The organism is Rathayibacter sp. PhB179, assembly GCF_004345345.1.
GTDB classification, from domain to species: Bacteria; Actinomycetota; Actinomycetes; order Actinomycetales; family Microbacteriaceae; genus Rathayibacter; species Rathayibacter festucae.
This window is the reverse complement of the sequence record NZ_SLVD01000001.1, coordinates 127,842-147,434: the sequence shown is the minus strand read 5'-3', so window position 1 is coordinate 147,434 and position 19,593 is coordinate 127,842. Positions and strand designations below refer to the sequence as shown.

The window sequence follows — 19,593 nt, the reverse complement described above, 5'->3', positions numbered from 1 at the left end:
GAGGAAGGCCTTTCGAGAGGCGGGAGAAAGGGGGGAGGGGGAGCGGGACCACCCATCGGGGGTACGACCGCATGTGAACTCTCGCAGGAGCACCCGGGTTTCTGCACGCCTTGGCCTGTGGGGGCCTTCAGGTGCGGGGGCGGAACCGCCGTCAGCGGCGGCGGGACTCGGCGGCGCGGGCGCAGTCGATGCAGAGGTCGGCGGTGGGGCGGGCCTCGAGGCGGGCGGCGCCGATCGGGCGGCCGCAGCGGGCGCAGTCGCCGTAGTCGCCGGCGGCGAGGCGCGCGCGGGCGGCGGCGAGATCGCGCTCGGTGCGGGCGAGAGCGTCGCGTACCCCGGCCATCCGCGACCACTCCGCCGAGAGCGGGGTGCCCTCCGGGTCGTGCTCGTCGTCGGCGGTGCCGTCGGCGCGGTCGAGGAGGAGCTCGAGGAGGGACTCGTCGAGTGCCGCCGCCTCGCGGCGGGCCTCGGCCTGCCGCTCGGCGAGGCGCGCGTCGAGGAGGCGCCGCTCGTCCGGATCCGTGGCCATCCCTCCATGCTGCCACCGCGACCCCCGGGCGCCGAGTGCGATGGGCGGGGCAGACTAGGGGCATGCCCGTCGTGACCGTGCTCCCCGACCGCCTCGAACTCCGCCTGACCCGCGCCGAACGGCTGCTCGCCCTGCACCGCGGCGACGTCGTCGTCGAGCGCTCGAGCATCCGCTCGGCGACCGTCACCGAGGATCCGTGGATCTGGGTGCGCGGGATCCGGGCGCCGGGGACCGCGGTGCCGCTGACCCTCGCAGCCGGCACTTGGAAGTTCCACGGCGGCAAGGACTTCCTGCTGATCAAGCGGACGGCCGCTGCGGTGGTGATCGACCTCGTCGACGAGGAGTACTCGCGACTGATCGTCAGCACGAAGCACGCCCCCGAGCTGATCGCGGCGCTGCAGCTGGGGACCGCGACCTCGGCGATCCCCGTCATCGACACCGACGATCTCGTCGTCGTGCCGGCCGTCGCCGAGCAGGCCGCCGAGCGCCTGGCCGCGGCGCAGGCGGAGGCGGAGCGCAGGGACGAGCAGACGCCTGCGGAGGAGACGCCTGCGGAGGAGACGCCTGCGGAGGAGACGCCGGCCGAGAAGGAGACCGTCGCGAAGAAGCCCGCGGCGAAGAAGGCGCCCGCGAAGAAGCCGGCGCCCGAGAAGCCGGCGCCCGAGAAGCCGGCGCCCGAGAAGCCGGCGCCCGAAAAGCCGGTCGCCGAGAAGCCCGGCACCGAGGCGCCGGCGCCTGAGAAGCCCGCCGCCGAGTTGCCTGCGCCCGAGAAGCCCGCAGCGAAGAAGCCCACCCCGAAGAAGCCCGCCGCGAAGCCGCGCCCCGACTCCTCCGTCGGTCACGCCTCCGCCGAGCCCAGCGGCGCGACCGAGGCCGCCGAGTAGCTCGGACCGCCGCGCGACCCGAGCTCCGGAGCGTCAGCCCCGGACGTCGACCAGCGTGCGCCCGTGCGCGCGACCTTCCAGCAGGTCGGCCGCGGCGTCGATCGCGCCCGCGAGCGGCACCGCCGTGGTCAGCCCGTCGAGCAGCTCCAGGTCGAGGTCGTGGGCCAGCCGGCGCCACGCCTCCTCGCGGAGCTTCCTCGGTGCCTCCACCGAGTTGATGCCCGCGAGCGTCACTCCGCGCAGGATGAACGGCATCACCGTCGCGGGCAGGTCACCGCCCTGCGCGAGACCGCAGGCGGCGACGGTGCCGCCCCAGCGGGTCTGCGCGAGCGCGTTGGCGAGGGTGTGCGAGCCGGCGGAGTCGATCGCGCCGGCCCAGCGCTCCGACTGCAGCGGCTTGCCCTTCTCGGACAGCTCGGCCCGGTCGAGGACCTCCGTCGCGCCCAGGCGCTGGAGCAGCTCGCCGTGCTCGCCCGCGCGCCCGGTCGAGGCGACCACCTCGTGGCCGAGCTTCGCGAGCAGCGCGACGGCGAGGGAGCCCACGCCGCCCGAGGCACCGGTGACCAGCACCGGTCCGTCGCCGGGGCGGACGCCGTGCCGCTCGAGGGCGAGGACGGCGAGCATCGCGGTGAAGCCGGCGGTGCCGATCGCGCCGGCGCGGGCGGAGGAGATCGCGCCGGGGATGCGCAGCAGCGACGCGGAGTCGACGCGGGCCCGCTCGGTGAAGCCGCCGTCGAAGCGCTCGCCGAGGCCGGCGCCGTTGAGCACCACGCGGTCGCCGGAGTCGAAGCGCTCGGCCGCGGCGCCGTCCGCGTACTCGACCGTGCCGACGACGTCGATGCCCGCGATCAGCGGGGTGCGGCGCACCACACCCGGCCGGCCGGCGAGAGCGAGGGCGTCCTTGTAGTTCACGCTCGAGTACTCGACGGCGAGGGTCACGTCCCCGTGCGAGCGGTCGGGATCGTCCCGCTCGGTCAGTCGTGCGCGATTCGGGGTCTCGGTGTCGGAGGAGGAGTGCTGCTCGACGACGACGGCTCGGAACATGAGCCCACGCTACGCCCGAGCGCGCGGAACGCGCCCGGGCGGCGGGGTCAGTTCAGCGGCCGGGTGCCCTCGGGCAGCGCACCGCCGGCGTAGAGGGCGGTCGCCGCGTCCTGCAGCGCGGTCAGCGCGACGCGCTGCGTCCACGGTCCGTAGGAGACGCGGGCCAGGCCGAGCTCCTCGAAACGGGCGGGCGACTGCGAGCCGGGGACGCCGATCACGCTGACCCGCTGGCGGCCGAGCTCGGCCACGAGGGCCTCGAGCTCCGCGTCCTGGAGCAGGCCGGGGACGAAGAAGCAGGTCGCCCCCGCGTCGAGATAGGCGCGTCCGCGCTCGATCGCGTCGGCGAGCACCTCGCCGCGGTCGCGGTCGCCGGCGCGGAGGAAGACGTCGGTGCGGGCGTTGAGGGCGAAGGGCACGGCCTCCTCCTCGGCGGCGGCGACCGCCTTCTCGACTGAGCGCAGCGCCTCGGCGAGCGGCTTCGCCTGGTCCTCGAGGTTCGCGCCGACGACGCCGACCTCGATGGCGCGGCGGACGGTCTCGCCGGCGTCGCCGTAGCCGGCCTCGAGGTCCGCCGAGACGGGGACGTCGACCGCGGCGACGATCCGCTCGATCATGCTCAGGTGCAGGTCGAGCGGGATCCGCTCGCCGTCCTCGTAGCCGAAGGTCGCGGCGATCGAGTGGCTCGCCGTCGCGAGCGCCCGGGTCTCGGGGAGAGCGGTGATCGTGGTCGCCGAGACCACGTCCCAGACGTTCACCACGCTCAGCAGCTCGGGGGCGGTGTGGAGGTCGACGAGGGTGCGGCCGCGCGCTTCGATGCTCATCCGAGCACCGTAGCCCGCTCCGCGACGTCCCCGCGGTGCGCCGCGCAGGCCGCGCTCCCGCAGCCCTCGCAGACGACGAGCTGGGCGCGGCAGGCGGGATCGGTGCAGTTGCGCATCCGGCTGGTCGGCTCCGCGCAGACGGCGCAGCGGCCGAGCACCTCGGCGTCCGGGGAGAAGGTCAGCGAGCCGCGCCCGTCGAAGACGTAGAGCGCACCGCGCCAGAGCCCCGTGTCGCGGCGGGCCTCCTGGTAGCGGACGATGCCGCCGTCGAGCTGGTACACCTCGCCGAAGCCGCGGGCGAGCATCAGGCTCGAGAGCACCTCGCAGCGGATCCCGCCGGTGCAGTAGGTGACGACCGGCCGGCCCTTGAGGTGGTCGTAGGCGCCGGAGTCGAGCTGCTCGACGAACTCCCGGGTGCTCACGACTCCCGGCACGACCGCGCCGTCGAAGCGGCCGATCTCGGCCTCGAAGGCGTTGCGGCCGTCGAAGAAGACCACGTCGTCGCGCTCGGCGACCAGGGCGTCGACCTCGTCGGGCGCGAGCCGGACGCCGGTGCCGACGACGCCGGACTCGTCCACGCGCAGCTCCTCGGGCGCTCCGAACGACACGATCTCCTCGCGCACCTTCACCGAGAGCCCGGGGAAGTCGACGCTGCGGCCCTCGTCGTCCAGGCCCGTGCCGTCGCTCCACTTCACCTCGAGACCGCGGAAGGCGGAGTGCTCGCGGGTGCGGCGGACCCAGCGCTTGAGCGCGCCCATCTCCCCGCCGAGGGTGCCGTTGACGCCGTCCTTCGAGAGCAGGACCCGGCCGCGCAGGCCGAGGTGCTCGGCGAGCTCGCGCTGCCACAGCCGGACGGACTCGGGGTCGGCGAGCGGCACGAAGCGGTAGAACAGCAGGATCTTCGGCAGCACCGGGTCATCCTACGAGGGCGGGGACGGGTCGGCCGAAACGCTCCGGCAACGCGGGTGTGACAGCATCTCCCGGTGACCGACGCCCCCCTCCCCGTGCCGCACAGCCGCTTCGAGGACGTCTTCGGCCTCGTGACCGGTGCGTTCGTCGTCTCGCTCGGCCTGTTCCTGCTCCGCGCGAGCGAGGCGGTGACCGGCGGGACCGCGGGGCTCGCGCTGCTGCTGGGCTACGTCGTGCCGATCCCGTTCGGCGTGATCCTCGTGGTGGTCAACCTGCCGTTCCTGGCGCTCTCGCTCTGGAAGAAGGGCTGGCGCTTCACCCTCCGGACGATGTCCTCGATCGTGCTGGTCTCGGTGCTCGCCGGGCTGCACCCGCTCGCCTTCGGGACGCTCCGGATCGATCCGGTCTACGGGGTGCTCACCGGCGACGTGCTCGCGGGGATCGGCCTGCTCATCCTGTTCCGGCACGGCTCGAGCCTGGGCGGCTTCAGCATCCTGGCCCTCCTCGCGCAGGAGCGGCTGGGCTGGCGGGCCGGCTACGTGATGATGGCGCTCGACGCCTGCGTGGTCGTCGCGGCGCTGCTGGTGGTGCCGCCGCTGAACGTGCTGATCTCGGCCGCCGGCGTCGTGGTGCTGAACCTCGTGCTCGCCTTCAACCACCGGCCGGGCCGCTACCTCGGTTCCTGAGCGGCGCAAGCCCTCGACCTGCGGCCGTCGGTTCCTAGGCTGGACCCAGGCGCGCGACTGCCGCGCCCGAACGGAGAACCGGATGTCCGACTGGAACTACGACCCCTACGCCCGCCTCGGCGAGGTGCCGACCTTCACCCTCGAGAGCGACGACATCAGCGACGGCGCAGCGCTCGCCCCGCGCCACTACGGCGAGGGCTCGGGCGGCGAGGACGTCTCGCCGCAGCTGCGCTGGTCGGGAGCGCCCGCCGAGACCAAGAGCTTCGCGGTGACCGTGTTCGATCCGGACGCGCCCACCGGCTCGGGCTTCTGGCACTGGGCGGTCTACAACCTGCCGGCCGACACCACCGAGCTGCCGACCGGCGCCGGGGCGGCCGGATTCGAGCTGCTGCCCGCGGGCGCTCAGACGCTGCCGAACGAGATGCGGCTGCGCCAGTTCATCGGAGCGGCACCGCCGGACCGCGAGCACCGCTACTTCTTCGTCGTGCACGCGCTCGACGTCGAGGAGCTCGAGCTCGACCCGGAGTCGACGCCGGCGATCCTCGGCTTCAACGCGCACTTCCACACGCTCGCGCGAGCGGTGCTGGTCGCGACGGCGACCCCGGACGGCGCGAAGGGCTGACGACGGCGGGTCTCGATACGCCGCTGCGCGGCTACTCGACCAGCATGCAGCGTGCTGACCGAGCATCCGCGCAACGGGCGTCTCGAGATCCGCGCTACCCGAAGAGGGTGCGCGCCTCCTCGTAGCGGGAGTCGGGCACCGTCTTCAGGGTGCCGAGGGCCTCGGCGAAGTCGACGTGGTAGATGTCGGTGCCGCGCAGGGCGACCATGCGGCCCCAGTGCTCGGCGACGACGGAGTCGGCCGCGGCCATGCCGAGGCGGGTGGCGAGGACGCGGTCGAAGGCGCTGGGGGTGCCGCCGCGCTGGATGTGGCCGAGCGTGGTGGCGCGGGTCTCGATGCCGGTGCGGTCCTCGATCATCGGAGCGAGCATCTCGCCGATGCCGCCCAGGCGCGGGCGGCCGAAGGCGTCGAGGCCGCGCTCGGAGTGCGCGTCGTCCATCGAGTCGAGCGAGAACCCCTCGGCGACGACGACGAGCGGGGCGCGCCCGCGGTCCTGGGCGCTCTGCACCCACTCGACGATCTGCTCGATCGAGGTCTTCTTCTCCGGGATGAGGATGACGTGCGCGCCGGCGGCCATGCCGGAGTGCAGCGCGATCCAGCCGACGTGGCGGCCCATGACCTCGGCGACCATGCAGCGGCCGTGCGAGTCGCCGGTGGTGCGCAGGCGGTCCATCGCGTCGGTGGCGATGCCGACGGCGGTGTCGAAGCCGAAGGTGTAGTCGGTGGCGCCGAGGTCGTTGTCGATGGTCTTCGGGACGCCGACGATCTTGAGGCCCGCGTCGGTGAGGCGCTTCGCCGCGGCCAGGGTGCCCTCGCCGCCGATCGCGATGATCGAGTCGATGCCGTTGCGGTGCATCATCTCGGCGATCTTCTCGGGGCCGCCGTTGTCGCCCTCGAAGGGGTTCGTCCGGCTCGTGCCGAGGATCGTGCCGCCCTGCTTGGCGATGCCCTGGATCTCGGGCCGCCCGAGGGGGAGGAGGTCGCCGTCGACCACTCCGCGCCACCCGTTGCGGAAGCCAACGAATTCTTGGTCGTACACCTTGATGCCCTTGTACACGGCACCGCGGATGACGGCGTTCAGCCCGGGGCAGTCGCCCCCGGAGGTCAGGATCCCGATCTTCACCCGCTCAGAGTAGAGGACGCGGGCACGGGGTCGGGTCGCCCGCTCCGGCCGGATACGACGAAGGGCCCCTCCTCGCCGCCTCGAGGAAGGGCCCTTCGTCGTTCAGGGACTAGAGAGTGTCAGTGACTAGTTGGCCTGGCTGGTGTTGACGACGCCGTTGACGCCGGCGGGGAAGAATCCACCGGAGGTCGCGGCCTTGCTGTTGAGGTAGACGACGTTCAGGACCTGGCCGGGGTTGCGGCTGAAGGCGATGCCGTTGGCGTCGGTGGGCTGGATGTTTGCCTGCCCGTCGACCTTGACGCCCTGGTCGTCGTCGGTGGGGCCGTCGAGGCTGTCGCGCGCGTCGGACAGCTTGCCCGCCTGCACGTCGAGACCGGCGCTGTAGATCGCCGAGCGGATGGCACCGGCGTGGTACGCCTCCACCGCGAGGATGCCGGCGGCCGCCTCCAGGTAGAGCTTCGACTGGATGAGGGGGGCAGCGCCCTTGTAGGCGGTGACTCCGACGTCCTCGAAGACGAAGGCGCCGAGCAGGAAGTTCTGCTCGTTGAGGAACGGGTCGAACGTGCCGCCCGCGGGGATGAGGCCGGCCGCGGCTGCCGCCGCGTTGAAGCTGGCCTCGAGGTTGATGGAGGGGCGGGCGACGGCGGCAGCGCCGAGCTGGCCGCGGAGGAACTTGACGTGCGCCTTCTCGTCGTTGGCGACCTCGCGGGCGAAGGACTTCAGCCACGGGGTCTTGAACGGGACGGCGCGGCCGCCCTTGACGCCGCCGAGCTTGCCGGTGCCGCCGGTGTCGCTGCTCGCGAGGCCGGAGCCAGTGACGGCGCGGAGGTAGAACTCGGCCTCGAGGTACTCGAGGTTGAGCGCGAAGTTGAGGACGGCGGCGTCGCCGGGGCCCTCAGCGGCGACCTCTTCGGCCGAGGCGGCGGGGGCGGAGGCCAGGGCCGCCGCTCCGATGCCGAGTCCGGCGACGCCGGTGGCCTCGAAGAAGCGGCGACGGTCGAGAGCCGTCTCCGAGCTCCTGACGATCGCGTTGCGGATGAATGTGGTGTCGAACATGTGCGCATCTCCAGTGATAGGCGGTTGGCCGGGCTGACGGACTGTGCCGCGACAGCGCGAAACTACGCCCGGAATCGGGGCACTGCCTAGCGGAATCGGGCGATCCAGATTGCGCATGTGTTCATCCGGTCTGAACCAATCCGGGGCGCCCGCCGCTCCGAACACGTCGTGGATGGCAGTTCTGCGGGACACCTGATCAGCCCGCCGTTCCGGGTCCCTCCGCGAGTGTCGGCGGCCGCGGCTACCATCGCTGCGTGTCGTCCGCCGTCCCCGCTCCCGTGCCGTTCCTGGCCACGGTCTACGCGCCCGCCGTGCCGGTGAGCCTCGCGCTCACCCTCCGCACGCTGCTGCGCGGCTCGGGCGACCCGACGATGCTCATCGACGCGACCGGCTTCTGGCGCGCCTTCCGCACGCCGCTCGGCCCCGGCACGCTGCACCTGCGGCAGGCGGCCGACGGCGCCGTGCACGCGCGGGCCTGGGGCGAGGGCGCGGAGTGGCTGATCGATCACGTGCCCGAGCTGCTCGGCCACGGCGACGACTGGAGCGCGCTCGATCTCTCCGCGCACGGTCCGCTGGCCGAGGTGCTGCGCCGCTCGGCGGGGCTGCGGCTGACCCGGGCGAACCTCGTCTTCGAGATGCTGGCGCCGTCGATCCTGGAGCAGAAGGTCACCAGCACGGAGGCGTGGCGCGCCTACCGCGCGCTGGTGCGGCTGCACGGCGAGCCGGCTCCCGGGCCGGTGCCGCTGCACGTGGCGCCGTCGGCCGAGCAGTGGCGCCGGGTCCCGTCCTGGGACTGGCACCGGGCGGGTGTCGACCCGCGGCGCTCGCGCACCGTGCTCACGGCGGCGCTGGTGGCGAAGGGGCTCGAGCGCACGCTGGCCCTCGGCCGCGGCGGCGAGGTGGTGGCGCAGCGCCTGCAGTCGGTGCCCGGCATCGGGCCGTGGACGGCGTCCGAGGTGATGATGCGGGCCCACGGCGACCCGGACGCGGTGAGCGTGGGCGACTACCACCTGGCCGCGGCGGTCGGCTTCGCGCTGACCGGGCGCCTCGGGGTCGACGACGACGGGATGCTCGAGCTGCTCGAGCCGTGGCGCGGGCACCGGCAGCGGATCATCCGCCTGATCGGGACGAGCGGCGCGCGCAAGCCGCGGCACGGCCCGCGGATGACGATCCAGGACCACCGGTGGCACTGATCCGCCGAGTGCACTGATCCGCCGAGTGCACTGAGGCGGTCCCGCTCTCAGGCGCCGAGCGCCTCCAGCACCGCCATCGCCGCGTTCTGGCCGCCGATCCCGGAGACCCCGCCGCCGCGGCGCGCGCCCGCGCCGCAGAGCAGCACCCGCGGGTGCTCGGTGGCCACGCCCCAGCGCTGGGCGGGGGTGTCCAGCGGCTCGTCGTCCTCCGCGAACGGCCAGGACAGCGGTCCGTGGAAGATGTGGCCGCCGGGCAGGCCGAGGCTCTCCTCCAGGTCGCGGGTCGTGCGCGTCTCGATGCAGGGGTTCCCGTCGGCGTCCAGGAGCAGCAGCTCGCGGATCGGCTCGGCGAGCACGGAGTCGATCGAGTCGAGGATCGCGGTCTCGAGCTGCTCGCGCGTCGGAGCGTCGTCGCCGGTCAGCAGCCGGTCGGGGACGTGCAGGGCGAAGACGGTGAGCGTGTGCGCGCCGCTCGCGGCGAGTTCCGGGGAGAGGATCGTCGGATCGGTCAGCGAGTGGCAGTAGATCTCGCAGGGGATCGGCGAGGGCACGCGGCCCTGCTCCGCGGCGCGGTGGGCCTCGTCGAGCTGGCGGTAGCCCTCGTTGACGTGGAAGGTGCCGCCGAAGGCCGCCTCCGGGGCGGCGCTCTCGTCGCGCAGGCGCGGCAGGCGGCGCAGCACCAGGTTGACCTTCACCTGCGCGCCCTCGGGGCGCCGGACTCCCGGGCGCAGGGCCTCGCCGTCGCCCAGCAGCCTGTCGAGGACGAACGGGGCGACGTTGGAGAGCACGAAGCGCGTCCGCACCCGGCGGCTGCGCGGTCCGCGGCGGTAGACGACCTCGCCGGCCGGATCCACGCTCGTCACCTCGGCGCCGGTGAGGATCCGCGCGCCGGCGTTCCGGGCCGCTCGCTCCAGCGCACCGGAGACACTGCCCATGCCGCCGACCGGGACGTCCCAGTCGCCGGTGCCGCCGCCGATCACGTGGTAGAGCAGGCAGCGGTTCTGCGCGAGGTCGGCGTCGCCGGCCCTGGCGAAGGTGCCGATCAGCGCGTCGGTGAGCAGGACGCCGCGCGCCGCGTCGCCCGCGATGTTCCGCTCGATCACCTCGCCGATCGGCCGCTCGATCATCGCCCGCCAGATCGCGTCCTCGCCGACGAGCCGCCGCGCCTCCTCCCGCCGCAGCAGCGGCTGGGTGAGGGTCGGCCAGAGCGCGCGCGCCAGCCGCGAGGTGTGCCGGGAGAAGTCGGCGAAGGTCTCGGCGTCCTCCGGGGTGCCCATCCGCGCGAAGGAGGCGGCGGTCGCGGCCTCGTCGCCGGTGTCGACGAGCAGCCCGCGCGTCGGATCGGCGGGGTCGGGCGTGTAGGAGGAGTAGCGGCGGCGCACGAGCGGCACGTCGACCCGCAGATCGGCGAGGATCGACGGCGGCAGGAGGCTGACGAGGTAGGAGTAGCGGCTGAGCCGCGCCTCGACGCCGCGGAACGGGTACTCCGAGACGGTCGCGCCGCCCGCGCGCGCACCGCGCTCGAGGACGAGGACGTCGAGTCCGGCCTGGGCGAGGTAGGCCGCCGCGACCAGTCCGTTGTGACCGGCGCCGACGATCACGACGTCGACCGAGGGATCGACCGCGGCGGGGGTGTCGGAGCGCAGCGGGCCGGGCGCGGTGCCGCTGCGCTCGGAGAGGTCTCGGGTGCGGTGCCTGTCGCGTCGGGCCATGGTTCCCAGTGTGGCGCGCGGCGGTCAGGGCTCGTCGCTGCGCAGCGCCTCGGTGACGAACTCGCGCAGGGAGAAGAGGATCTCCTCGCTCGAGCGGCCGCTCGCCTCGACGAGGCGGCCGGTCAGCCAGGTGAGGCAGATCACCGCGGCGCCGGCGACGTCCGAGGAGGTGGGCACGACGACGCCGTCCTCGTCCAGCACGCCGTTCTCGATCGGGCTCAGCGCGCGCTCGAGGACGGCGCGGTTGACGGTGCCGGTCGCCTCGCCGTCGTAGGACGCGGAGCTGTCGATCAGGGCCTGCGCGGCGATCATCGCGGCGCGGGGGATGGGCAGCGGATCCATCGGGGTCTCCGATCGGGAGCGGGAGTGTCGGGTGCGCCCATGGTGCTCCTCCACCGGGCTCGCGTCCATCGCCACTCGACGGGGGCCGTCCACAGCGGCAGTTCTCCGTCGAGTGTCCACAGACGGGGCGACACGACCGGCCGTCGCACCGGCTCGGGCATAGCCTCGGGGGATGGAGAAGTCGACGCCCTCAGCCGTGCCCGGGAACGACCCGGAGCAGGACGAGACGATCGACCCGCAGGACCGGACGGACGAGCCGGACGAGCCGACCGAGCACGACGAGCCGACCGAGCACGACGAGCCGACCGAGCGCGACGAGAAGGTCGACCGCCACGCCCTGAGCGACACCGGCCAGTACCAGACCGGCATGGCGCTGCGGCTGCCCCGGCAGAAGCCCGAGTTCGACGTCGAGGCGCCGATCCTGTCCCGCGTCGAGGCGCTGGTGCGCCGCTGGCTGGTGCGCAGCCGGGCGTTCCCGGTCGACCCCGCGGCGCAGCGCCTCGCCGGTGTCCTGCAGGATCCGAACGGTCTCGACTTCACGGTCGGCTTCGTCGACGGGGTCGCCCGCCCGGAGGACCCGGTGGTCGCGGCCGAGAACCTCGCCGCGCTGACCGCGAAGACCCCCGCGTTCCTCCCCTCCTACCTGCGCGCCGCGGTCGCGACCGGCGGCGCCGTCGGCCCGGTGCTGCCGTGGGTCGTCGTCCCGGCGGCCCGCCAGGTGCTGCGCCGGATGGTGGGCCACCTCGTCGTCGACGCCTCCGACGCCCGGCTCGGCTCGGCGATCCGCCGGCTGCGCGAGGGCGGCGACCGCCTCAACCTCAACCTGCTCGGCGAGGCCGTGCTCGGCGAGCGCGAGGCCGACCGGCGCCTCGAGGGCACCCGGCGGCTGCTCGAGCGCGACGACGTCGACTACGTGAGCATCAAGGTCTCCAGCATCGCCAGCCAGCTCTCGATGTGGGCGTTCGACGAGGCCGTCGACCGCGTCGTGCAGCGGCTGACCCCGCTCTACCAGTTCGCCGCGGCGAGCCCGGAGCCCAAGTTCATCAACCTCGACATGGAGGAGTACAAGGACCTCGACCTCACGGTCGCGGTGTTCCGCCGTCTCCTCGAGCAGCCGGGGATGCAGCAGCTCGAGGCCGGCATCGTGCTGCAGGCGTATCTCCCCGACGCCCTCGGCGTGCTGGCCTCGCTGACGGAGTGGGCGACCGAGCGCCGGCGGCTCGGCGGAGCGCCGATCAAGGTCCGCGTGGTGAAGGGCGCGAACCTCGCGATGGAGCGGGTGGACGCGGCGATCCACGACTGGCCGCTCGCGACGGTCGGCAGCAAGGCCGAGGCCGACACGAACTACAAGCGGCTGCTCGACTACGCGCTGCGGCCCGAGCGGACGGACGCGGTCCGGATCGGCGTGGCCGGTCACAACCTCTTCGACATCGCCTGGGCCTGGATCACCGCGAACGAGCGCGGCGTCGCCGACGCGGTCGACATCGAGATGCTGCTCGGCATGGCGACCGGTCAGGCGCGCGCCGTCCGCGAGGACGTCGGCCGGCTCCTGCTCTACACGCCGGTCGTGCACCCGCGCGAATTCGACGTCGCGATCTCGTACCTGATCCGCCGCTTGGAGGAGAACTCCAGCCCGGAGAACTTCCTCTCGGCCGTCTTCGAGCTCGAGGACGAGAGCGTGCTGCAGCGCGAGCTCGGCCGCTTCCGCGCCTCGCTCGAGGCGCTCGACGACACGGTGCCGACCCCGAACCGCATTCAGGACCGCCTCCGCGAGTGGTCGTCCGGCTCCGGTGTCCGTCTCGTGCGCGAGCACGCCGGCGCCGGCGCCCGTGTGCAGGATCCGGCCGCCGAGGGTCTCACCGAGGCGGTGCTGGGGCTGCGCCGCGGCTCCGGGGCGACCGCGGCGACCAGCGCCTTCCGCAACGAGCCCGACACCGACCCGGCGCTCCCGGGCAACCGCCGCTGGGCCCGGCTGATCACCGACCGCATCGCGCGATCGACCATCGGCACCCTCGCGGCCGACCGCGCCCGGATCACCGACGCGGCGGAGCTGCAGGAGCTGCTGCGCCGGGTCGCGCTCCGGGCGGAGCGCTGGGGCGAGCGCCTCGGCTACGACCGCGCCGCGATCCTCGACCGCGCGGGGCTCGCGCTCGCGGCCAACCGCGACCGGCTGATCGAGGTGATGGCCTCCGAGACCGGCAAGACGGTCGCCGAGGCCGACCCCGAGGTGTCCGAGGCGATCGACTTCGCCCACTACTACGCCACCCGCGCCCGCGAGCTGGACGCCGTCGGTGGCGCCACCTTCGTGCCCGAGCGGGTCACCGTGGTCGCTCCGCCGTGGAACTTCCCCGTCGCGATCCCGGCCGGCTCGATCCTCGCGGCGCTCGCCGCGGGCTCCGGAGTCGTCGTCACGCCGGCCCCGCAGGCCCGGCGCTCGGCCGCGGTGCTCGTGGAGGCGCTCTGGGACGCCGGGATCCCGCAGGACCTCGTCGCGCTCGTCGACCTCGACGAGGAGACGCTCGGCCGCGCCCTGATCACCGACCCGCTGGTCGACCGGGTGCTGCTCACCGGCTCCTACGAGACGGCGAAGCTCTTCCGCTCCTGGCGCCCCGACCTGCCGCTGCTCGCCGAGACCAGCGGCAAGAACGCGATCGTCGTCACCCCGCACGCGGACTACGACCTCGCTGTCGCCGACATCGTGCGGAGCGCCTTCGGGCACGCCGGGCAGAAGTGCTCGGCCGCCTCCCTGGTGATCCTCGTCGGCTCGGTCGCCCGCTCGAAGCGGTTCCGCGCGCAGCTGGTCGACGCCGTCACGTCCCTCCGCGTCGGCTGGCCGAGCGACCCGGCCGCCGCGATGGGCCCGCTGATCGAGAAGCCGACCGGCAAGCTCGCGCACGCGCTGACCACCCTCGGCGCGGGGGAGTCCTGGCTCGTCGAGCCGAAGCGCCTCGACGACACCGGGCGGCTGTGGTCGCCGGGTGTGCGCGAGGGCGTCACCGAGAACAGCTACGCCCACCTCACCGAGTTCTTCGGCCCGGTGCTCGGCATCATGCACGCCGCGACCCTCGAGGACGCGATCCGCCTGCAGAACGCCACGGACTACGGCCTCACCGCCGGGCTGCACTCGCTGCACTCGGACGAGCTCGCGCTCTGGCTCGACTCGGTCGAGGCCGGCAACCTCTACGTCAACCGCGGCATCACCGGGGCGATCGTCCGCCGCCAGCCGTTCGGCGGCTGGAAGCGCTCCTCCGTCGGTGGCGGGGCCAAGGCCGGCGGGCCGAACCACCTGATCGGGCTCGGCTCCTGGAAGCCCTCGCCGGCCCGCCCGTCGACGACCCTGCACCTCCGGGGCCTGGACGACCGCGCCCGGCAGTTCATCGAGGCCGCGCAGTCCTCGCTGCAGTTCGAGCAGTTCGACCTGCTGCGCCGTTCGGCGCTCTCGGACCAGCTCGCCTGGGCGACCGAGTTCGGCGTCGTCTCCGACATCTCGAAGGTCGGCGTCGAGCGCAATCTGTTCCGCTACCTCCGGGTGCCGGTCGCCGTGCGGCTGGCCGACGGCGGCGACCTCGGCGAGCTCCTCCGCGTCATCGCCGCGGCGCTGCTCGTGCGGGCGCGCCTGGACGTGTCGACGTCGATCCCGCTGCCGCCCAAGGTCGCCGGGATGCTCGCCGGCGACGAGCTGCTCGAGATGGCGGGCCTGGCGCCGAAGGTGATCGTGGAGTCGGACGCGCAGTGGCTCGCCCGCGCCGCGGCCGGCCGGATCACCGCCTCGCGGATCCGGATCGTCGGCGACATCGTCTCGGACCGGGTCGACGAGTTCGGCGGACCCCAGGGCGGCACCGCGCCGTCGCTCGGCCCGGACTCCTCGATCGAGGCGCTGCAGAGCGTCCGCGATTCCACCCGCTCCTTCACCGACGTGGTCAGCGGCATGACCCGCGGCAGCACCGGCAAGCCCGTCCCGCTCGTGCGCGCGGACGGCTCGCGGGTGCCGCTGTCGACGGCGCTCGCCGAGGCGCTCGGCGGCTCGCCCGACGTCGCGATCTACGCCGACCCCGTCACTCCGGCCGGCCGGGTGGAGCTGCTGCCCTTCCTCCGGGAGCAGTCGATCTCGATCACCAACCACCGCTTCGGAGCGTCGATCGATCTGTCCGACGACGTCGTCTGAGTTGTCTTCCGAGCCGCCCCCTGTGCGGCTCGGCGCGGTCGGCTCGCGAGGCGGGCGCGTTTCGCAGAGCGGGGTGCGTTCGGCTTCGCGGATTCGCTGGCACGCGAATCCGCGGATCGCCTTGAGAGTGGGCGCCGATTCGGAGGCTTCCTGTCACGGGCGTTCGCTCGCTCCGCTTACTTGTCGCGGCAACAAAGCGGTAGGGTGGGGGGATGGATGACGGGGGAGCGGCGGGTGCGGCGGGTACGCGCTGGCTCACGCAGGAGCAGCTGGCGGCGTGGCTGCGGTTCGTCGCGGTGGTCGAGCTGCTGCCCGGCGCGCTCGACACCCAGCTGCAGCGCGACGCGGGGCTGACCCACTTCGAGTACATGACGCTCGCGATGCTGTCGGAGGCGCCCGACCGGGCCCTGCGGATGACGACGCTCGCCGCCCGCACGAACGCCACCCTCCCGCGGCTCTCGCACGTCGTCACCCGGCTCGTCGCCCGCGGCTACCTGGAGCGCCGGCCGTGCCCGACCGACGGGCGCGCGACCAACGCGGTGCTCACGGATGCCGGGCTGCAAAAGATCGTCGACACCGCCCCGGGTCACGTCGCGACGGTGCTCGCGGACGTCATCGACCCGCTCGACGCGGAGCAGATCCCGCAGCTCGCCGACATCATGACGCGGATGCTCACCCGCCTCGATCCGGAGGGCCGGATGACCGTCGACGCCGTGCGCTCGGCGCTCGGCGATCCCGGCCGGCAGGACGGCGAGGACCCGGCCGACCGCGACTGCTGAGCCCCTGGCGGGCATCCCCACCGCGTGCCATCCTCGTCCCGTGCGCTACACGACGACGCTCTTCCAGATCGGCAACAACACCGGCATCGAGGTTCCGTCCGAGGTGCTCGACGCCCTCGGCGGCGGCAAGCGGCCCGCGGTGAGCGTCGTCGTCAACGGCTACGCCTTCCGAGGCACGGTCGGTGCGATGGGCGGCCGTGCGCTGATCTCCTTCTCGTCGGAGAAGCGCGCCGCGTCGGGTCTTGCCGGCGGGGACGCGATCGAGGTCGACCTCGAGCTCGACTCCGCCCCGCGCACGGTCGCCGTGCCGGAGGACCTCGCCGCCGCGCTGAGCGCGGCCGGGGCCACCGCCGCCTTCGACGCCCTCTCGCCGAGTGCGCGGAAGGCCCACGTCACCGCCGTCGAGGGCGCGAAGGCCGCCGAGACGCGGGCGCGCCGCGTCGCCGCGGTCGTCGCGAAGCTCGGCGCCTGACGCCGGTGGATCTCGATACGCCCGCTGCGCGGGCTACTCGATCAGCATGGGCCCGCCGCACCATGCTGGTCGAGTAGCCCCGGAGGGGCGTATCGAGACCCGCCCCCGGAGTAGTCACAGCGGCTGACGCGCGGTGCGTCACGCGGTCGATAGGCTGCCGATCGGCGCGCCACGGGGGAGCGCCGCAGGGCGCACGGGCGCCGGAGTCGGGGGACAGACATGGGTGCGGTTCGACGATGGGTGTTCCCGATCCTCTGGCTGGTGGTCGTCGGGGCCGTCGCGGTCGCGCTGGTCAAGATCGCGTTCTTCCCGGACGGGTCCGCCGAGGCCGACCCGACCGTCCCCACCGGTGAGCTGACCGAGCCGACCGTCGTCGTCGGCCGCGGCACCGTCACCAACGACCTCACGCTGCAGGGCACCGTCGCCGCCGACCCGGCCGTGCCGGTCAAGGCGACCGCCGTCGGCACCGTCGACGACGTCTACATCACCCAGGGCGCGACCGTCGCCTCGGGCGACCTGATCTACGACATCCGCGTCGAGACCGTGCGCGATCCCGTCGAGACGACCGGCGCGGACGGCCTGGTCACCGTCACCCAGCCGCCGCCCTCCGTCCGCTTCGAGCGCGTCTACGCCCCGGCGGCCGGCGTGCTCAGCGCCCTCGGCGTCATCCACGACCAGGCCGTCGCGGTCGGCGAGGTCACCGGCCAGGTCGCCCCGCCGACCTACGCGGTCACCGGCTCGATCGACGCCGAGCAGCTGTACCGGATCCAGAACCGGCCGACCGAGGCGCAGATCGCCGTCACCGGCGGCCCCGCCGCCTTCACCTGCACCGGGCTCACCATCACCACCCCGCTCGCAGGCGAGGGCGAGACGCCCGCGGGCGAGACCGGCGGCACGGGCGCGACCGGCGGATCCGGCACCAGCTTCCGCTGCCAGGTCCCGGGCGAGGTGACCGTGTTCCCCGGCCTCGCCGCCACCGTCACCCTCGCGGGCGGCCTCGCCGAGAACGTGCTCGTCGTGCCGACCACCGCCGTCGAGGGCACCGCCGAGTCGGGCGTCGTCTACCGCCTCGCCGAGGACGGCTCGACCGAGGAGGTCCCGGTCACCCTCGGCCTCACCGACGGGATCAGCATCGAGGTCACCGGCGGCGTGGACGAGGGCGCCGAGATCCTGCAGTTCGTGCCGGGCGCCGCCGCGGGCGAGGGCGAGCAGCTCGAGGGGAACTGCGTGCAGAACGCCGACGGCTCGGTGTACTGCTCGTGACGGACGGGCTCGTGACCGACGGGAAGCGCACGATCCTGCGGCTCGAGGGGATCCGCAAGGTCGTCCCCCTGCCCGACGCACCCCCGCTGACCATCCTCGACGGCGTCGACCTGGAGGTCGGCGAGGGCGACCACGTCTCGGTCGTCGGCCGCAGCGGCTCCGGCAAGTCGACGCTCCTGAACATCCTCGGCCTGATCGACGAGCCGACCGAGGGGCGGATGCTGCTCGAGGGGAAGCCCACCGAGTCGCTCTCCTCGCGGGCCCGCGCGCGGATCCGCGGCGGCAGCATCGGCTTCATCTTCCAGCAGTTCAATCTGCTCGAGGGCCGCACCGCCCGCGAGAACGTGATGACGCCGCTGCTCTACGCGACCGGCACCGAGTTCTGGCGGCGGGCGTCGCTGGCCGCCGAGATGCTGGAGCGGGTCGGGCTGGGGCACCGGGTCGACTCGATGCCCGGCCGGATGTCCGGCGGCGAGCAGCAGCGGATCGCCATCGCGCGCGCGCTGGTGCGCCGTCCGCGGCTGATCCTCGCCGACGAGCCGACCGGCGCGCTCGACACCGACACCGGCGAGAGCGTGATGAGCCTGCTCGACGAGATCGCCCAGGAGTCCGGCTCGGCCCTGGTCACCATCACCCACGACCCGGCGATCGCGGCCCGCGCCGAGCGGCACTACCGGCTCGACCACGGCAGGCTCAGCGCCTCGACGTCCGCGACCGCCGCCCCCGCGACGAGCTCGGGGCGGCACTGATGGGCGGCCTCACCGGCGTCGTTGGCGCGATCGTCGAGGCGTGGACCGAGCTGCGGATCCACCGCGGCCGCGTGCTGCTCTCGCTGATCGGCGTGGCGGTGGCCGTCGCGGCGCTCACCGGTGTCGTCGCCGCGGGCGGGATCGCCCGGCAGGCGAACATCGAGGTCTCGGAGCGCAGCGGCGGCCGGCCCGCGAGCCTCTACATCAGCGCCTACACGACCGGCCCCGAGGGCGTCGTCGACCCGGTCGTGATGCAGAACGCCTGGGAGAAGGTGCTCGAGCGCTACCGCATCGACTACGCGAGCCGCACGACCTACGGCGGCACCCGCGTCCAGTTCACCGACGGCGCGGTCGACGTCGGGATCACCGCGGTCGACCAGCCCTACGCGGAGATGCACCGGGTGGAGCTGACGAGCGGCAGCTGGTTCGCCGAGGGCGACGAGCGGCGGCTCGCTCCCGCTCTCGTGATCAACGAGGTCTTCTGGGACCGCCTCGGGCGCCCGGACCTGCGGACGCACCCGACCGCGACCCTCCTCGGCGGGGAGCACGACACGACCGCGGTCGTGATCGGGGTGACGCCCTCGAACCAGTACGACACCACTCCGAGCGCGATGATGCTCGTCGACGCCTACTCGGCGGTCGCGCCCGAGGCGGACCCCGCGTTCGGCGGGCCGCAGCTGCCGAACTACGAGATGTGGGTGCCGCTCGAGATCGCGGACCCGCTGATCGAGGCCGTCAAGCGCGACGTCACCGCGGCGCTCGGCCCGGGCTTCGAGGCGGACGTCTACCGGCAGGACTACCTCAGCTACGACTCCGACCCGTTCGCGGTGCTGACCTGGGTGATCGGCGGTGTCGCCGGCCTCGTGCTGGCGCTCGGCGCGCTCGGACTGCTCAACATCGCGCTCGTCACCGTGCGGCAGCGGATCCGCGAGATCGGCATCCGGCGCAGCTTCGGCGCCTCCTCGGGGCGGATCTTCTTCTCGATCATGATGGAGAGCGTCGTCGCGACGGTCGTCGCCGGCGTGGTCGGCGTGACGATCGCGGTGATCCTGGTGACGAACCCGTGGACGGTCGCGCTCGTCAAGGAGAACGGGATCAGCGACATCCCGCCGTTCCCGGTCGAGGCGGCGCTGCTGGGGCTCGGGGCGGCGACGCTCGTGGGCGCGCTGGCCGGGCTCGTGCCCGCGATCGTGGCGGTCCGGGTGAAGGTGATCGACGCGATCCGGTACTGAGCGCCGGAGGCG

18 protein-coding genes are annotated in these 19,593 nt (G+C 73.6%); 10 read left to right on the top strand and 8 right to left on the bottom strand.

Annotated features, from left to right (window positions below; all coding sequences use genetic code 11):
* Positions 1-151: 151 nt before the first annotated feature.
* A complete protein-coding gene (locus tag EDF43_RS00705; RefSeq protein WP_132434824.1) occupies positions 152-529 on the bottom strand; it encodes a TraR/DksA C4-type zinc finger protein in 378 nt (125 codons plus the stop codon).
* A 62-nt stretch (positions 530-591) separates the two neighbouring features.
* On the opposite strand from EDF43_RS00705, the gene EDF43_RS22225 reads away from it, so the two are divergent.
* Positions 592-1,413, top strand: coding sequence for a hypothetical protein (locus EDF43_RS22225; RefSeq protein WP_243699268.1), 822 nt, complete (start codon positions 592-594; stop codon positions 1,411-1,413).
* A gap of 33 nt (positions 1,414-1,446) precedes the next feature.
* Here EDF43_RS22225 and EDF43_RS00695 read toward each other — a convergent pair whose 3' ends face one another.
* The 3 genes from EDF43_RS00695 to EDF43_RS00685 are packed head-to-tail and all read right to left on the bottom strand — an operon-like array spanning position 1,447 to position 4,189.
* Positions 1,447-2,457 (bottom strand): MDR family oxidoreductase, encoded by a 1,011-nt coding sequence (locus EDF43_RS00695; protein WP_132434822.1) that lies wholly within the window; start codon positions 2,455-2,457, stop codon positions 1,447-1,449.
* Between the two features lie 47 nt (positions 2,458-2,504).
* On the bottom strand, positions 2,505-3,278 hold the full coding sequence (locus EDF43_RS00690; RefSeq protein ID WP_132434820.1) for an isocitrate lyase/phosphoenolpyruvate mutase family protein: 774 nt from the start codon (positions 3,276-3,278) through the stop codon (positions 2,505-2,507).
* Positions 3,275-4,189: a rhodanese-related sulfurtransferase gene (locus tag EDF43_RS00685; RefSeq protein ID WP_132434818.1), complete on the bottom strand. Its 915-nt coding sequence runs from the start codon at positions 4,187-4,189 to the stop codon at positions 3,275-3,277. Before EDF43_RS00685 ends, EDF43_RS00690 begins: the two co-directional genes overlap by 4 nt.
* A 72-nt stretch (positions 4,190-4,261) precedes the next feature.
* Here EDF43_RS00685 and EDF43_RS00680 point away from each other — a divergent pair, with 72 nt between their 5' ends.
* Both EDF43_RS00680 and EDF43_RS00675 read left to right on the top strand, forming a co-directional pair.
* Positions 4,262-4,873, top strand: a complete 612-nt coding sequence (locus EDF43_RS00680) for a YitT family protein (RefSeq protein ID WP_132434816.1) — start codon at positions 4,262-4,264, stop codon at positions 4,871-4,873.
* Between the two features lie 82 nt (positions 4,874-4,955).
* Positions 4,956-5,495 carry a YbhB/YbcL family Raf kinase inhibitor-like protein gene (locus EDF43_RS00675; RefSeq protein ID WP_123701810.1) on the top strand — a complete coding sequence of 180 codons (540 nt, stop codon included), beginning with the start codon at positions 4,956-4,958 and terminating at the stop codon, positions 5,493-5,495.
* 94 nt (positions 5,496-5,589) lie between these two features.
* Here the strand turns inward: EDF43_RS00675 and EDF43_RS00670 are convergent, their stop codons facing one another.
* Both EDF43_RS00670 and EDF43_RS00665 read right to left on the bottom strand, forming a co-directional pair.
* Entirely contained in the window at positions 5,590-6,618 is a 1,029-nt protein-coding gene (locus EDF43_RS00670) for a 6-phosphofructokinase (RefSeq protein WP_132434814.1), read from the bottom strand.
* Positions 6,619-6,744: 126 nt separating this feature from the next.
* Positions 6,745-7,674: a ferritin-like domain-containing protein gene (locus tag EDF43_RS00665; RefSeq protein ID WP_123701817.1), complete on the bottom strand. Its 930-nt coding sequence runs from the start codon at positions 7,672-7,674 to the stop codon at positions 6,745-6,747.
* Between the two features lie 254 nt (positions 7,675-7,928).
* Between EDF43_RS00665 and EDF43_RS00660 the strand changes: the two genes are divergently transcribed.
* On the top strand, positions 7,929-8,867 hold the full coding sequence (locus tag EDF43_RS00660; protein ID WP_132434812.1) for a DNA-3-methyladenine glycosylase: 939 nt from the start codon (positions 7,929-7,931) through the stop codon (positions 8,865-8,867).
* A 47-nt stretch (positions 8,868-8,914) separates the two neighbouring features.
* Here EDF43_RS00660 and EDF43_RS00655 read toward each other — a convergent pair whose 3' ends face one another.
* Together EDF43_RS00655 and EDF43_RS00650 are read right to left on the bottom strand one after the other, a co-directional pair.
* Positions 8,915-10,579: an NAD(P)/FAD-dependent oxidoreductase gene (locus tag EDF43_RS00655; protein WP_207901591.1), complete on the bottom strand. Its 1,665-nt coding sequence runs from the start codon at positions 10,577-10,579 to the stop codon at positions 8,915-8,917.
* Positions 10,580-10,603: 24 nt separating this feature from the next.
* Positions 10,604-10,921: a hypothetical protein gene (locus EDF43_RS00650; protein ID WP_123701821.1), complete on the bottom strand. Its 318-nt coding sequence runs from the start codon at positions 10,919-10,921 to the stop codon at positions 10,604-10,606.
* Positions 10,922-11,093: 172 nt separating this feature from the next.
* Between EDF43_RS00650 and EDF43_RS00645 the strand changes: the two genes are divergently transcribed.
* The 6 genes from EDF43_RS00645 to EDF43_RS00620 all read left to right on the top strand — a co-directional run bounded on the left by EDF43_RS00645 (position 11,094) and on the right by EDF43_RS00620 (position 19,581).
* A complete protein-coding gene (locus EDF43_RS00645; RefSeq protein WP_243580993.1) occupies positions 11,094-15,086 on the top strand; it encodes a bifunctional proline dehydrogenase/L-glutamate gamma-semialdehyde dehydrogenase in 3,993 nt (1,330 codons plus the stop codon).
* Between the two features lie 212 nt (positions 15,087-15,298).
* On the top strand, positions 15,299-15,865 hold the full coding sequence (locus tag EDF43_RS00640) for a MarR family transcriptional regulator (protein ID WP_123734904.1): 567 nt from the start codon (positions 15,299-15,301) through the stop codon (positions 15,863-15,865).
* Between the two features lie 40 nt (positions 15,866-15,905).
* Positions 15,906-16,337, top strand: a complete 432-nt coding sequence (locus EDF43_RS00635; RefSeq protein WP_132434810.1) for a DUF1905 domain-containing protein — start codon at positions 15,906-15,908, stop codon at positions 16,335-16,337.
* A gap of 240 nt (positions 16,338-16,577) precedes the next feature.
* On the top strand, positions 16,578-17,600 hold the full coding sequence (locus tag EDF43_RS00630) for an efflux RND transporter periplasmic adaptor subunit (RefSeq protein WP_132434808.1): 1,023 nt from the start codon (positions 16,578-16,580) through the stop codon (positions 17,598-17,600).
* An 11-nt stretch (positions 17,601-17,611) separates the two neighbouring features.
* Positions 17,612-18,349, top strand: a complete 738-nt coding sequence (locus tag EDF43_RS00625; RefSeq protein WP_123735562.1) for an ABC transporter ATP-binding protein — start codon at positions 17,612-17,614, stop codon at positions 18,347-18,349.
* A complete protein-coding gene (locus EDF43_RS00620; RefSeq protein ID WP_132434806.1) occupies positions 18,349-19,581 on the top strand; it encodes an ABC transporter permease in 1,233 nt (410 codons plus the stop codon). Before EDF43_RS00625 ends, EDF43_RS00620 begins: the two co-directional genes overlap by 1 nt.
* The last annotated feature ends 12 nt before the right edge of the window (positions 19,582-19,593 follow it).

Excerpts from the sequence above, each read along its gene's own strand:
- EDF43_RS00655 (WP_207901591.1), bottom strand. The coding sequence starts at position 10,579 with ATGGCCCGACGCGACAGGCACCGCACCCGAGACCTCTCCGAGCGCAGC.
- EDF43_RS00620 (WP_132434806.1), top strand. The coding sequence starts at position 18,349 with ATGGGCGGCCTCACCGGCGTCGTTGGCGCGATCGTCGAGGCGTGGACC.
- EDF43_RS00675 (WP_123701810.1), top strand. The coding sequence starts at position 4,956 with ATGTCCGACTGGAACTACGACCCCTACGCCCGCCTCGGCGAGGTGCCG.
- EDF43_RS00645 (WP_243580993.1), top strand. The coding sequence starts at position 11,094 with ATGGAGAAGTCGACGCCCTCAGCCGTGCCCGGGAACGACCCGGAGCAG.
- EDF43_RS00640 (WP_123734904.1), top strand. The coding sequence starts at position 15,299 with ATGGATGACGGGGGAGCGGCGGGTGCGGCGGGTACGCGCTGGCTCACG.
- EDF43_RS00690 (WP_132434820.1), bottom strand. The coding sequence starts at position 3,278 with ATGAGCATCGAAGCGCGCGGCCGCACCCTCGTCGACCTCCACACCGCC.
- EDF43_RS00650 (WP_123701821.1), bottom strand. The coding sequence starts at position 10,921 with ATGGATCCGCTGCCCATCCCCCGCGCCGCGATGATCGCCGCGCAGGCC.
- EDF43_RS00665 (WP_123701817.1), bottom strand. The coding sequence starts at position 7,674 with ATGTTCGACACCACATTCATCCGCAACGCGATCGTCAGGAGCTCGGAG.
- EDF43_RS00705 (WP_132434824.1), bottom strand. The coding sequence starts at position 529 with ATGGCCACGGATCCGGACGAGCGGCGCCTCCTCGACGCGCGCCTCGCC.
- EDF43_RS00695 (WP_132434822.1), bottom strand. The coding sequence starts at position 2,457 with ATGTTCCGAGCCGTCGTCGTCGAGCAGCACTCCTCCTCCGACACCGAG.
- EDF43_RS22225 (WP_243699268.1), top strand. The coding sequence starts at position 592 with ATGCCCGTCGTGACCGTGCTCCCCGACCGCCTCGAACTCCGCCTGACC.